Raw genomic sequence first — 13,297 nt, 5'->3', positions numbered from 1 at the left:
AACTTTACTGATTGACTATTCTACTGATATAATGGCTAAAAAAACTGATTTTATTTACTCAGAAGTTTCTGAACCGCACCGTAAACGCACCAAACAAATTTTAAAGGAATTTCCTGGCTTAAGAAACCTGATAGGCAAAAACCCCAATACAATCTGGGCTATAATTGGCTTAGTTTCTTTCCAGGTAGTTTTAGCATGGTTTCTTCGTGACCAGTCGTGGTGGTTGGTGTTTGGGGCAGCTTATTTTTTAGGTGCCTTTGCTGATCATGCTTTGTTTGTAATGATACATGAATGTGCCCATCAGTTGATATTTAAAAATAAATCGGCCAATCGCTGGGCCGGTATTTTGGCTAATACGCCGCAAATTTTCCCAAGTTCCATATCATTTGAGCGTTATCATATAAAACATCACTCTTTTCAAGGCGTGCATGAGCTGGATGCTGATCTACCCAACAAATGGGAGGCTAAACTAATAAACAACTCGTTTTTAGGCAAAGCGCTTTGGTTGCTTTTTTACCCGTTATTTCAGGTATTCCGCCTTTCGCGCTTACGCGAAATACAAACTTTTGATATATGGATAGTAACTAACTTGTTGGTACAGGTAGCCTTTACTGCTGCCATATATTACTTTATGGGTTGGCATTCATTGGCATTCCTGCTTTTAAGCTTTTCCTTCTCGGTAGGTTTACATCCGTTGGGTGCACGCTGGATACAGGAGCATTACTTAACCCATAGTGTTGAGCAGGAAACTTACAGCTATTATGGCGGCCTTAACACCGTAGCATTTAACGTGGGTTTTCACAATGAGCACCATGATTTTCCTTCTATCCCCTGGAATAAGCTGCCAGAGATAAAGAAAACAGCACCGGCGTATTATGATACTTTGTTCTATCATAAATCATGGACCATGCTGTTCTTCCGCTTTCTTTTTGATAAAGAGATATCGTTGTTTAACCGCATATTACGCAAAGAGCGAGGTAAAGTTGCTTTAACAGACGTGTCAAAACCTGATGTTGAAATGCAGATCAACTAAATTAAGACCATCTTAATTATTACGCTATTTTTGCGGTATGTTATTCCCCCGGATGAGCAAGAGCAAAAAGCGCAGATACATTGCTATCGTAGTAATACTATTGTTTATTGGGGCTTATGGTCGCCACCGTTATTTACGTAGTAAAATTACCATAACAGGGTTGCTTAAGGACAGAGCCATGAGCGAAACATCGGGCATGGCGGCTTCAGGTATTAGCGATAGCTTATTTTATGTTCAAAACGACAGCGGCGATACAAGCCGCTTTTTTGTTATAGATGCCGAAGGAAAACCTTTTAATACGGTTTATTATAATGGCGATGATAAGCTTACAAAAGGTGTTGATGATTGCGAAGATATTGCTGTAGGGCCGGGGCCGGAAGCCGGCAAAAGCTATATTTATATTGGCGACATTGGTGACAATGGTGCTAACAGACCCATTATTATTGTTTACCGGATAGAAGAAAAAAAGAGTTTGCTAAACGGGGCAAGTAAAACGGCGAAAGCCAGCCCTATATATTTACGATATCCGGACAAGCCAAAGGACGCTGAAACGTTGATGATAGACCCGCTTGAAAAGCTACTTTATATTGTAACCAAGCGAGGTGATGCTGTTGGCGTTTATACAACTCCATTAAATTCAAACGCAGGCGACACTGTTACCTTAACCAAACGGTCCACTCTATCATTTAGCGGTATAAAACCGTTAAAATGGATAACCGCCGGCGATATTTCAAAAGATGGCAGGCATATTTTACTGAAAAGCTACCAGGAGATCTACTACTGGGAACGCAAACCAAATGAAAGCATTTGGCAGGCTATGCAAAGAAAGCCGGTTAACCCGAATTACGAAGAGGAAAGATTAGGCGAATCTATAGCGTTCAGCGCTGATGGTAAGGGCTTTTACACCACAAGCGAGGGTGTGTTTGCCCCGATATTTTATTATAAAACGCCGTAACATTTTTGTTAAAAAAACATCTATATTTAGAAAACCGAAAAAATAAAACAGTATGAAGAAAAAATTTACCATGGCAGCGCTGCTTGTTTGCTGTGTTGTTGCTGCATTTGCGGCATTTGCTGACCTTACCGGAAAATGGAAGGGCACATTAAAATTTGACGATTTTGAACTGCCGCTAACCTATACATTTAAAGTTGACGGCGAAAAACTAACCGGCTCAATTGGGTCTGACCAAGGCGAAAACCCGATTTCTGAGGGTAAAATAAAGGGCGCCGATTTTTCATTTACACTGGATTTTAACGGAGAAAAAATACCTCATACAGGTAAATACTATGGCGATTCTACTATTGTCTTTTCCGAATTTCAGGGCCAGAAAAATCGCGTTAAACTTACCCGCGCCCAATAACAGCTTATAAAGAGTAGTCCAGCCGGTTAAAACCGGCTGGATAAAAAGATAATAAACCGAAAATCATTATGAAAAGAAAAATCTTTGTTGCAGCGCTACTTGTTTGCTGCGTTACTGTTGCGTTTGCAGCATTTGCCGACCTAACCGGAAAATGGAAAGGCACCCTAAAATTTGGCGACAATGAAATTGAATTAAACTACACCTTTAAAGTTGATGGCGAAAATCTTACCGGCTCCATTGGTACCGGGCAAGGTGAGTTTCCAATTACTGAAGGAAAAATAAAAGGTAACGATTTTACATTCTCGCTTGATTTTAACGGCAATAAAATACCGAATGTGGGTAAGTATTATGGTGATTCAACCATTATAACGCAAGATTTTAATGGTAATAAGTCTAAAATTAAACTTACACGTATACCATAAGCATTAAATTAAATAAACCGAAAACCCAATTATTATTATGAAAAAAAGACTGTCAATTATCGCGCTGCTTGTTTGCAGCTTCGCTGTTGCATTTGCAGCATTTGCCGACCTGAACGGAAAATGGAAAGGCACATTAAAATTTGGCGATTTTGAACTGCCGCTAACCTATACATTTAAAGTTGACGGCGAAACTGTAACTGGCGCTTGCTCTACAGAGCAGGGCGACCTGCCTATTTTAAATGGCAAGATCAAAGGAAGTGATTTTACTTTTGCTTTAGATATTCAAGGCCAACAAATGCCGCAAACCGGTAAATTTTATGGCGACTCAACTGTTATAACTTCAGAGTTCCAGGGCCAGAAAACCCACGTTAAATTGCTACGTGCTCAATAACCGTATGCAATGAAAGAAAAGGCCGCAAATGTTTTTGCGGCCTTTTTTGTTTTTACCCCTTTGTTGCGCTACTTTTGCAACGCATGTTAAACCGCGTTACCTCCATCGTTTTACTTGTTGCGCTGCTATCGGCCAACTTTTCGCGTTTGTTTGTATATGCCGGTTTTGAACTTAACAAAGAATACATTGCCACCCAGCTTTGCGAGAATAAAGACAAACCCCTGCTGCATTGCAACGGGCATTGTTACTTTATGAAAAAAATTAAGCAGGCACAGGAAAAAGAAAAAAGCAATGAGCGCGAAACGCAAAAAAACCTTTTTCAGGAGGTGTTTGTAAAATCGTCCAATTCTGTAAAATTCTTTTCAAAGGTGGTAAGTATTATAGCTACCCCTTATAAAATGCCCGGCGCAACACCTTTTCCGGGCGTTGTATTTCAGCCTCCGCAATTAGCATAATATTCTCTCTTCTCTTAGTGTATTTTTCGCATCTACGGCTTGCTCCGTTTGTCGTTTGATCTATAATATACCCTAAGTAATCAACTCTTTTATGCTAATCCCGGGGAGAAAATCTCCCCTAATAATATTTTGGTGAAAAAGTACTACTTATTCATTTTACTGAACCTGCTTACAATTGCAGCGTTCAGTCAAATAAAAGGCACCGTTACAGATGCCGTAACACACGAGGCCCTGGCCGGCGCGGTTATAAGCGACGGCACCAACAGCCTTGCGCAAACAAACACGCGCGGAGAATTTAGCCTTTCGCAACAATCGTTAACAACCTTAAAAGTAAGCATGGTGGGTTACACCCCACGTACCATTATTGCTGTTAATGGCGCTTCTGTTACTGTTGAAATGGAACCCTCAACAACTGATCTGCAAACCGTAATTGTATCTGCTAACCGCGAGGGCCAGGCCCGCCGCGATGCTCCTATCGCCATCAGCAAGATCAACTCCACTTTAATAAAAGATACTAAGGCAACGGCTTTGTATCAGCTGATAAACAAAACTCCCGGGGTTTATATGGTAAATCTGGGTAACGAGCAGCACACCATGTCTATACGGCAACCTATTACTTATAATGCATTATACCTTTATATGGAAGATGGCCTGCCTATACGACCAACGGGTATATTTAACCACAACTCACTGTATGAGATCAACATGTCGGGCGTAAAAGATATAGAGGTGATAAAGGGGCCTGCATCCTCATTATATGGCAGTAATGCCATTGGTGGAGCCATCAACTTTATTACACAAAGCCCGCCTGCCGGTTATGCGGGTAACGTAGCTATACAAGGTGATAATTACAATTATCGGCGCGTGGATGCAGATGCCGGATTCACAAAAGGCAAGTTTGGTTTGTTTGTAGGTGGCTATGCGGTAAGGCAAAGAAATGGCTGGCAGGACTATTCAGATTTTGATAAAAACTCCATCAACCTAAAAATGACCTATGCTGCTACAGATCGTACCAAACTGACCTTTGCATCGGCCTATAATTACCTGAATACACAAACTCCGGGGAGCTTGGACGCAACCAGGTTTTACAGCCGCAGTTATGGCAGCAACCAGCGTTTTACCTATCGCCGGGTAAAAGCTTTCAGGGCATCGGTTAAACTGGAACATAGCTGGAGCGAAAAGAGCAGCACGTTTATCACAGCCTTTACGCGCGCTAATTCTACCGCGCAATTGCCAAGTTATTTTATATCAGATGTGCGCAGTAATACGGGTGCGTACTTAAGCTCTAACGGGCAGGTTAATGATCAGCGCCTGCAAAGCTATGGCCTGTTGGCCCAGCACCGTATAAATATGGATTTTCTTAAATCGCGATTAATTATTGGGGGATATCTGGATAACAGTCCCAGTTCTTTTTATTCGCAGTTTTTAGATATTCAGAAGGATGTGGCCAAAAACTATTATACAGGTTTTACTAATACCGGAACATACTTAGATGATTATAACATAAAGCTATTTAATACCGCGGCCTATGCTCAATATGAGTTGAACCCGGTTGAACCATTACGGATAGTTTTGGGATTACGTTATGACCATGTGCATTACAATTTTAACAACAACCTTACAGCAGGTACCAAATACAAACAACACGAGGTTAACGACTTTAATATTGTGGCGCCAAAGCTTGGGCTTACCTACAATTTTGGCAGTAATACAGGTTTGTACGCCAATTACAGCGTCGGCTTTCAACCACCCGAGACGGGCGATCTTTACAGCGCAAGGCAGTTAACCCCGCTTAAGCAGGCCACTTTTAATAATTACGAAGTTGGCGGATGGTTCTCTGCACTTAACAAAAAAATATATGTTGAAGTGAGTTTGTACGATCTGGAAGGACGCAACGAGATCATTAATCAATTACTGCCCGATAACACCACGCAAAATAAAAACGCGGGCGCTACACGTCACCGTGGCATTGAATATGCCGTTACTTACGCGCCATCGCAGCAATTAAGTTTCAGGTTTAGCGGTACCAACGCCAAACATTCGTACTTAGACTATAGCGAGGTAAGCACTAACTTCGCTACAAATACCAGTACAGTGACAGTTTACAACGGTAACCGAATGAATAATGCACCGGCCTGGATTGCCAATAGCGAGCTTACATACAAGCCAGGATTCATTCCGGGCTTCAGAATAGCCGGCGAATGGCAGCATATTGCGAAATTTTTTACCAACCCTGCCAATACAAAAAGCTATAGCGGCTATGATATTTATAACCTGCGTTTAGGCTATGAGGCCAAGCAAAACGCGCTAAAGGGCTTTGGCATATGGTTTAATGTATTAAATTTAACCAACAAGTTGTATGCCACCAACGTTACCAGCAACCAGTATGGCGATACCTATACCGCAGCACCACCGCGCACCTACACATTGGGTCTAAGTTATTCCTTCTCAAAAAACTGATGATGAAAAAAAGCACAGCCAACAATCAGGCAGCAAAAAGGCGTTTTTATAAATGGCACAGAATAATAGGGTTAACAGCACTTACTCCTATAATAGGCTGGACAATAAGCGGCCTTTCACATCCACTAATGTCAAACTGGCTGCGACCGGCAATACCCAAAGAAGTTTTTGCCCCGGCAACACAAGATAAAATTGCTCCGGCGGTTACGCTGCAGCAGGTGTTGGCTATGCATAACATTCAACAGGTTAGAAACTTCAGCTTAATAAAGTTTAACAAAGGCGCGTATTATCAAATACTGGACAAAGACAGCGTATCTAACTACTATTCCGTTGCCGATGGTAGTTTTCTGCCCCACGGCGATAAAGCCTATGCCGAGTATCTGGCCCGTTATTTTACCCAGGATAGCATATCGGCAATAAAACAAATGACTTTTCAAAATACGTTTGATAGCCATTATCAACCCATAAACCGGTTGTTACCCGTTTGGAAAGTAACTTTTGACCGACCGGATGGAATGGACGTGTACGTGGAAACCGCGCAAAGCCGCATGGGTACTTTTAATAATAATACCCGCAAATTTTTTCTGGTGCTATTTGAACAAATGCACACCTGGAATTTTTTGGCTGACATTGGCGGTGAGCAGCTAAGGATAATTGTGTTGATGGTCGCCGTAAGTTCGATATTCCTCGCTATGCTGAGCGGCTTAATTGTTTACGGATTATTTTGGAAGAAATTTAAAGAGGTAACACAGAAGAAGAAAAATAACAGTAGGGATGATAAGCGTATCATTCACCGCTATCACCGGCAATTAGGGCTCATCATGTCGGCATTGATGTTAACCTTTACTGTAAGCGGCGGGTTTCACTTATATATTACATTGCACAATTACAGCGAAAAAAGCAACAATTATCAGCAATTGATCAATGTGCAGGACTTAAAAGTTTCTAATCTTGATCTGCCAATTGCAGATAGCAGCATTCTGCGGGTGGGCCTGGCTAAATTTAATGACAAAACCTATTACCAGGTATTAACCAACAAAAAGCAAGTACGCTATATTGATGCAACCAATAACGAGGAGTTGCAAGACGGTGATGCCGTTTATGCCCGTTACCTGGCAGCTTATTACCGCAATTTCAGGCACGGCGGAAATACAGAAAGCGGCCAGTTATCCAACGCGGTAACCGTTACACCTGTAAAGCAGTTCACCAATGATTATGGCTTTATTAACAAGCGCCTGCCGGTTGAGCAGGTTAGCTATGATAGCGGCGACGATTGGTATATTGAAACCACATCGGCAAAATTGGCTACTAAAGTGACGGGGATAGACCGCGCAGAGGGACTAACTTTTATATTTTTGCACAAGTTTTTCTGGATGACCTGGGCAGGCAAAGACATACGCGATATAGTAAGCATGCTTGCCGCGCTTGGCATTTTGATAGTATCTTTATTGGGCCTTACAGCCTTTATAAAAAATAAATAGTTATGAAATCAATTATTGGCGGATTTGCATTTGTATTGCTGAGTTTGGTGGCTTGCAGCGGTTCTGAATCGACGAAAGTGGAGAAGAAATATAAATACGTTTGCACTATGCATCCCGAAATTGGAGCTGATAAGCCCGGTGTTTGCTCAAAGTGCGGCATGGACCTGGTAGAACGAGATACTACTAAATAATGAATGCCCCCTGTATCGGGGGCATTCATTATTATTTACCTAACTCATCCGCGCTTGGACCGTAGCTGCCCGGGAGGGGTATATCCAGCAGGCGTAAAAACACACCCAGCTGTGCCCTATGATGAATAGTCTGACTGATTGATATTCTGATGGTTTCATATTTATTCATATCAGCCAATACCTGATCGCCGTTACGCAATACCCAGGGTTTTTCAAGGTCTGCTTCGTTAAAAGCTTGCAAATGCGCGCGGCCATCGGCGTATGATTGTTCAAAGAATTCGAGCAGATCAGCCGTATTATCTATTGTACTTGGCTCGTAGGGTACAGCTGCAAAATCTAAACCATCAGTAGTGATAGCCATAGTTACCCATGCAGGCAGTTCGGCAATGTGAGTGGTTAATTGCTGAAGGTTCATGCTTTTAGGATGCGGCCTCCAGTCAAACTTGTCTTCAGGAACCAGTTTAAGGAATTTACGGGTAGTTTGAGCTTCCTGCTCAATTTCTTTTAATAGGATTTCGATAATTGTCATGGCTTGTTGTTTTTGTTGATACAAAGAAACCACACGCCAGTGACAGCCCTATGTCAGCAGGTTTTTGGGTAATGAAAGTTTTTTGATTTTTTTATCCCGCTGCTTTACGTTCGCCTTTATCCTGATCGCCTTTCAGCTCTTTTATCTCCATTTCAAAGGCGCGCATACGGGCATGCAGAATTTCAAGTTCGGTACGCATCATTTGTATTTCGGTAATTAATTTGGCTGATTCGGGCTTGCCGATATTTTTCTCCCCGGTACCTAAAATCAGCCACTCGGGCGAATATTTTAACTGCAGGCAAAGTTTGCGGATGAGGTAATAGCTAACCTCCTGTTTTTTGTTAATTACCTTGCTTATAAAACCCTGATCGACACCAATAACACCGGCAAGTGCCAGTTGGCCGCCATGCTCCTTTACTATTATTTTAATGCGTTTTACTATACCCTCGTCAGACAACATATGGCTGCAATTATAAACAATGTATATGCAAAACAGAAATACATCAGTATATAAAGCAGCGCAAATTGTTTAAAGGTCAATTACCTTCATTTGCAGGTTCTGCAGCTTCTCACTATAGTCTTTTAGCGATATTTTCTTATCTGCATAGGCAGCTTCCAACTGCTCCAGTTCCTTTATCAGCTGTTGCTTGCGGGGTGATGCGGCAGGGCCGTTGTTATCGCCGGATTTAACGCCATTCTCAAATAACTTACCATAAATTGCCTTTAGCTTACGCTCAACCGACTGCACCATTAATAGTGATGGTGCCTCTTCTGGTTCTATCGAAAATTCCTTTAGCCTGCTTTTTTGCTTTCTGCTGTTAAAAACAATTATTATAACAATCAGAAATCCTGATCCGATAAAATAAGGTAGGTAATCCATAATGAATTTAATGTTAATGGTTTGCTTTATGCTTAAAAGCTTGTTAAATAAAAGGTAACAATTGGTGTGTTAATATTATTAAAATATTAATTACAAAAAAAGGGGCTAAAGATATTTTTTACAAATACTTTAACCCAAAAAGCTATAAAGCAGGTACGCTTATTTTAATTAATGGTTGTGTTTTTTATGGATATCCTTAACCAGACAAAGTTTCTTTATGTCGTCAATCTTAATAACAAATGGCGCGTATTTAAGCCTGTTACCAACCATTTCTGTAACGTTATCTGAGTGGGCAATTACCTCATCGGGGGTGTTGCCGGCTAAAAGCCTTTTATACATGCGATAGTCTCCCCATTCTATATAATATACTTCGCCGGGAAGGATCTTTTTATCGTGAATTATCTTTAACGCAACCCAGCACCCATTCTCCAGATAAGGATACATGGAATGCCCCCAAACGGGTAAAGCAAAGTCGCAATCTTCAATTCCGGGAAAGTTCATCCGGCCAACGGCTTGCTTATCGTTTATATCATTATACACTTCAACGCCCGATGCCGTGGCGATAACTTCAAACATAGGTATACCCTGCCCCATTGGTTGCGCCATAGCAATTTCGGCAGGCTTGCCTTGCTCCAGCACATCTTTAAAATATTCTTTAAATATTCTGAATTTTTCGGGATCAATATTCTGTCGGCTCTTAATTATCTCTGTAATAGAACTTGCGGAATTAAAACCAAGTATCTCCGCCAACTGGGCGTTTCCGGTAAAAGCCCTACCCTTGAGCTGGTTATAAAGAATGATAAATTCCAATGTCTCGGGCCTTACGGTTTTTATTTTGTTTGGCTTTTCTGTGGCTTCCATAATGTTAATAATTTATTTAAAATTTTCTTTAAATTAAAGATTATTCTTTATATATTTGTGCTCAACACAGCAATATTAAGGTATATAATCAATTTATCCAAATAAAATAAAGAAAATAAAGATAAAAATGAATTTACCACCATAAACATCTCCAGCCTGCCAGTAAACTACCAGTAAAAACTTATAATACAATAGTATGTACCTTATCTATTCTGCATTACAGCACCCGGTAACACCTGATACCGAAGAGCAAACCACCCCAAACGAAAAGCACTTGCGTTATAACGCTTATAAAGCCGTGTGCGAAAAATACCGGCATGAAATTGCCGCCATACAAAAGTACTTCCCTAATTGGAAGCCCCGCTTTGACAGGTGAATAAACAAAACCAATAACCGCCCCGCCCGGGGCACATAAATTAAAAAAATGATAAAGATCTCGCAAAAAACAAAAGACGCGATATGGTGGATGATCATATCAGTAGATTACGATTACAGCCGCATAAGCATAGCTGACCATGAAATTAGTGACGATGTGTTAACGCTTTGGCTGGAGGATAAACACGACTTTAAAAATACGTTAGAAGAGTGCCTGGAACTGGCCCTTCCGTTAAAAGAGCTGGCTAAAGTAATAAGGGCCGAAGGCATGAATAGCTACGAGGGAACAAAAATGCATCCGCGCAAAGGGTTTATTTATAAAACCCGCATAGAAGTAAACGAACCTGTACGCTGGTATAAAGAAGATGCATCATTAACCGAACAACAATGGGCCAGGGAGGCGGTTGTAAAAACGCTGCTAACCCAACTTGTAGAAAACGAAGTGGCTGATACCGCAATTAAATATGCTGTTTAGCATATTAATCATAATTTTTTCGTATATTTGTATCCACCTGGATCAAGAAAGTAAAGTTTATTTTAAACGGAGATCAAAAGTTCCGGTTGTTTTATAAAACGATGAGGCTTTTCCTTGCCTGGAAAGTATCGTATAAAAAGTTCCTTTGGTAAGGGTACTGTCCTGTTGAAACTTGGTCAGGTTAATTTTACCCATATCGCGCACACTTATATATTTTGATAGGGTGTATTGCACTGCAGGACTATCGTCTTTACTAAACAGCAGTTGGCTTCCCGCTATAGTTGTGTTAGTGTCAGCCCTGGCCACACCCGCCGAGCTAATACCAAAACTAACGGTATGTGCCTTGTTTATAGCAGTAATACCGAAATATTTGTTGCTATCCAGATCAACACTTACAAAGGCGATGGAATCTGTAGCTGCATCAAAAACATAAGTTGAATCTCCCATATCTACTTTTAAAAGGCCTTTAAGGGCGAGAAAGGTGCCGGGAGCATTTAAATTTATAGCCGTATTGAGCGAATCGTTTTTAGCACCGGCCTTTAAGCCAACAGGCACCTCATCCTCTTTTTGGCAAGCCGAGAACGCGGCCAAAAGAAGAAAGAGAAAAACTATGTTTTTAAAAACTTTCATAGGCAAAGCCACAGATAACAAATATAATATAATTGTTGTATGCAGGTGTAGGTTTAACACAATTTAACACTGTAAAGAAAAATAATTTCAAAATCACTTTAAAATGCTAAATATTTTAGTTATATTTGTATCACTTCTATGCCAAACGGCACACAAATCATAATGAAAAGTTTTAAAAGATCATTTAAAAACCGGGCAGAGTTATGCGTGCTGGTAGACGGATACTTTAAGTATATTGAAGGAGAATACCGCATAGAAAACAAGCCGGCAAAAAAGGACGGCGAACAGCCAACAACGCAGAAAATTACTATTCGAGAAGCTGAACCGGCTACAATTGCCTCGCTGGTATTTCATTTGGGCTTCAACAGCCGCGAAGAGTTTGACGCAATGGAAAAAAAAGGGCTATACGCTGCTATACTAAAACGGGCCCGGCTGCGGGTTGAAGCGGCATACGAAAAAAGGCTACTGCAGCCCTCGCCCAGCGGTGCTATGTTTGCCTTAAAAAATATGGGGTGGAGTGAAAAGGCAGATGCGGAAAAAACAACTCCGAACATTGCAACATCACTTACCATAAAACTTGTGGAAACCGGCCAAACACCTGTATCAAACGAGCGGGATGTAATACTGGATTAGCTTCCCTTAAACTAAAAACATTGTTTTACCTATGAAGAACTCAGCAGAAGTGTTGGCTTTATTGACGACTGGACCAACAAAACTGTAAATACGGTTGAAGGAAATACCAATGAAGCAGGCAGCCGAGAAGGTGATGGGGTTTATAGAAAAATTAGATTAACCAGGCAGATCTATGCCGTAACCCGATTTATAAAATGAAACACAAGCATCTTTTATTATCATTCTGTGTTTTACTTTCGGCATGCGCTAAAAAAACATTACTAATTGACAGTAATACATTTTCGCATCAAATTAAAACCAGTACCGATACTTCTATACAAAAAACAACTTCAACAACGGACAAAACCATCACCTTCATTAACAGATCTATTGATACTAACATAGTCTTTACCGGACAATCGCTTAGCGGATATTTAATCCCATCCAAATGGTTAAATAAAGACACGAGCGCGCATTTTGAAAATGATGACCTTGAGCTAATTCTTCAAATTGATAGAGTGGGCAACGCAACGGCCACAGCAATTCCCAGAAGAAAAACTATAAAAGCAAATGCTTTTGAACGCATTGCCGTGTACAATGATATAACCAAAACAGAAAACACTAAGATCGAAGGTAGCAAGCTTGAAAAAGGTAAAACCAGTTTTTCAACCCAACATATTGAAAAGGAAACAAAAGGAAATTCTTCAATCGGCTTTAACTTATTTATGGTGGTATTATTAGTAGTTGGTTTGATTCTCCTTGTCCGAAAAATCGGTTTCTTAGGAAGATTATTCGGATAAATATAATAGAGAAGTGCCCGAAACGAGATTCGAACTCGTACATCCTTACGAATGCCACCCCCTCAAGATGGTGCGTCTACCAATTTCGCCACCCGGGCCTTTAATTATTCAGTCCGGATGCTAAATCAAACTTAGATTTATGCATCCGGACTTTTTTTTGGATGTGCCCGAAGAGAGACTCGAACTCTCAAGAGACAATTCTCAACGGCTTCTGAGACCGCAACGTTTACCAATTTCGCCATCCGGGCATATAAGCGAATAGAACACCCGCGCTTATTCGGGGATGCAAATATAACGGTTTAGGTTAATTTGCCGTTTAAATAAATAAAATATACTAACGC

The 13,297-nt window shown here is 40.8% G+C and carries 18 protein-coding genes and 2 tRNA genes; 13 read left to right on the top strand and 7 right to left on the bottom strand.

Features of this window, described 5'->3' with window-relative positions:
- Positions 1-31: 31 nt before the first annotated feature.
- The 9 genes from ACFQZS_RS06000 (at position 32) to ACFQZS_RS05960 (ending at position 7,794) form a co-directional block, all read left to right on the top strand.
- Positions 32-1,033 carry a fatty acid desaturase gene (locus ACFQZS_RS06000; RefSeq protein ID WP_377098268.1) on the top strand — a complete coding sequence of 334 codons (1,002 nt, stop codon included), beginning with the start codon at positions 32-34 and terminating at the stop codon, positions 1,031-1,033.
- A gap of 52 nt (positions 1,034-1,085) precedes the next feature.
- Positions 1,086-1,988 (top strand): hypothetical protein, encoded by a 903-nt coding sequence (locus ACFQZS_RS05995; protein WP_377098266.1) that lies wholly within the window; start codon positions 1,086-1,088, stop codon positions 1,986-1,988.
- A 52-nt stretch (positions 1,989-2,040) separates the two neighbouring features.
- A complete protein-coding gene (locus tag ACFQZS_RS05990) occupies positions 2,041-2,394 on the top strand; it encodes a hypothetical protein (protein WP_377098264.1) in 354 nt (117 codons plus the stop codon).
- A 68-nt stretch (positions 2,395-2,462) separates the two neighbouring features.
- Positions 2,463-2,816 (top strand): hypothetical protein, encoded by a 354-nt coding sequence (locus ACFQZS_RS05985; RefSeq protein WP_377098262.1) that lies wholly within the window; start codon positions 2,463-2,465, stop codon positions 2,814-2,816.
- 37 nt (positions 2,817-2,853) lie between these two features.
- Positions 2,854-3,207, top strand: coding sequence for a hypothetical protein (locus ACFQZS_RS05980; RefSeq protein ID WP_377098260.1), 354 nt, complete (start codon positions 2,854-2,856; stop codon positions 3,205-3,207).
- Positions 3,208-3,290: 83 nt separating this feature from the next.
- Positions 3,291-3,662, top strand: coding sequence for a hypothetical protein (locus ACFQZS_RS05975; protein WP_377098258.1), 372 nt, complete (start codon positions 3,291-3,293; stop codon positions 3,660-3,662).
- A gap of 132 nt (positions 3,663-3,794) precedes the next feature.
- Positions 3,795-6,122 carry a TonB-dependent receptor gene (locus ACFQZS_RS05970; RefSeq protein ID WP_377098256.1) on the top strand — a complete coding sequence of 776 codons (2,328 nt, stop codon included), beginning with the start codon at positions 3,795-3,797 and terminating at the stop codon, positions 6,120-6,122.
- Positions 6,123-6,124: 2 nt separating this feature from the next.
- The gene (locus ACFQZS_RS05965; protein WP_377098254.1) at positions 6,125-7,603 is read left to right on the top strand and encodes a PepSY domain-containing protein; all 1,479 of its coding nucleotides are present in this window, start codon (positions 6,125-6,127) and stop codon (positions 7,601-7,603) included.
- A gap of 2 nt (positions 7,604-7,605) precedes the next feature.
- Complete coding sequence (locus ACFQZS_RS05960) at positions 7,606-7,794, top strand: heavy metal-binding domain-containing protein (protein ID WP_377098252.1); 189 nt, start codon at positions 7,606-7,608, stop codon at positions 7,792-7,794.
- A 31-nt stretch (positions 7,795-7,825) separates the two neighbouring features.
- Here the strand turns inward: ACFQZS_RS05960 and ACFQZS_RS05955 are convergent, their stop codons facing one another.
- From ACFQZS_RS05955 to ACFQZS_RS05940, 4 genes are all read right to left on the bottom strand, one after another.
- The gene (locus ACFQZS_RS05955) at positions 7,826-8,323 is read right to left on the bottom strand and encodes a DinB family protein (RefSeq protein WP_377098250.1); all 498 of its coding nucleotides are present in this window, start codon (positions 8,321-8,323) and stop codon (positions 7,826-7,828) included.
- A gap of 91 nt (positions 8,324-8,414) precedes the next feature.
- A complete protein-coding gene (locus tag ACFQZS_RS05950) occupies positions 8,415-8,783 on the bottom strand; it encodes a hypothetical protein (RefSeq protein WP_377098248.1) in 369 nt (122 codons plus the stop codon).
- Positions 8,784-8,852: 69 nt separating this feature from the next.
- Positions 8,853-9,203 carry a hypothetical protein gene (locus ACFQZS_RS05945; RefSeq protein WP_377098246.1) on the bottom strand — a complete coding sequence of 117 codons (351 nt, stop codon included), beginning with the start codon at positions 9,201-9,203 and terminating at the stop codon, positions 8,853-8,855.
- 168 nt (positions 9,204-9,371) lie between these two features.
- Complete coding sequence (locus ACFQZS_RS05940; protein ID WP_377098244.1) at positions 9,372-10,064, bottom strand: S24 family peptidase; 693 nt, start codon at positions 10,062-10,064, stop codon at positions 9,372-9,374.
- A 196-nt stretch (positions 10,065-10,260) separates the two neighbouring features.
- Between ACFQZS_RS05940 and ACFQZS_RS05935 the strand changes: the two genes are divergently transcribed.
- Both ACFQZS_RS05935 and ACFQZS_RS05930 read left to right on the top strand, forming a co-directional pair.
- Positions 10,261-10,440, top strand: coding sequence for a hypothetical protein (locus tag ACFQZS_RS05935; protein WP_377098242.1), 180 nt, complete (start codon positions 10,261-10,263; stop codon positions 10,438-10,440).
- 48 nt (positions 10,441-10,488) lie between these two features.
- Positions 10,489-10,914: a hypothetical protein gene (locus ACFQZS_RS05930; protein WP_377098240.1), complete on the top strand. Its 426-nt coding sequence runs from the start codon at positions 10,489-10,491 to the stop codon at positions 10,912-10,914.
- Between the two features lie 57 nt (positions 10,915-10,971).
- Here ACFQZS_RS05930 and ACFQZS_RS05925 read toward each other — a convergent pair whose 3' ends face one another.
- Positions 10,972-11,544 carry a hypothetical protein gene (locus ACFQZS_RS05925; protein WP_377098238.1) on the bottom strand — a complete coding sequence of 191 codons (573 nt, stop codon included), beginning with the start codon at positions 11,542-11,544 and terminating at the stop codon, positions 10,972-10,974.
- 162 nt (positions 11,545-11,706) lie between these two features.
- Between ACFQZS_RS05925 and ACFQZS_RS05920 the strand changes: the two genes are divergently transcribed.
- Positions 11,707-12,177, top strand: coding sequence for a hypothetical protein (locus tag ACFQZS_RS05920; RefSeq protein WP_377098236.1), 471 nt, complete (start codon positions 11,707-11,709; stop codon positions 12,175-12,177).
- A gap of 194 nt (positions 12,178-12,371) precedes the next feature.
- Positions 12,372-12,956 (top strand): hypothetical protein, encoded by a 585-nt coding sequence (locus ACFQZS_RS05915; RefSeq protein ID WP_377098234.1) that lies wholly within the window; start codon positions 12,372-12,374, stop codon positions 12,954-12,956.
- Positions 12,957-12,970: 14 nt separating this feature from the next.
- On the opposite strand, the gene ACFQZS_RS05910 is transcribed toward ACFQZS_RS05915, so the two are convergent.
- Positions 12,971-13,054 (bottom strand) — tRNA-Leu (locus ACFQZS_RS05910).
- A 66-nt stretch (positions 13,055-13,120) separates the two neighbouring features.
- Positions 13,121-13,204 (bottom strand) — tRNA-Leu (locus ACFQZS_RS05905).
- Positions 13,205-13,297 lie beyond the last annotated feature (93 nt).

It is taken from the genome of Mucilaginibacter calamicampi, assembly GCF_042676765.1.
Classification (GTDB): Bacteria; Bacteroidota; Bacteroidia; order Sphingobacteriales; family Sphingobacteriaceae; genus Mucilaginibacter; species Mucilaginibacter calamicampi.
Note: the sequence above shows the minus strand (reverse complement) of the source record. Positions and strands in the feature narration are given on the sequence as shown.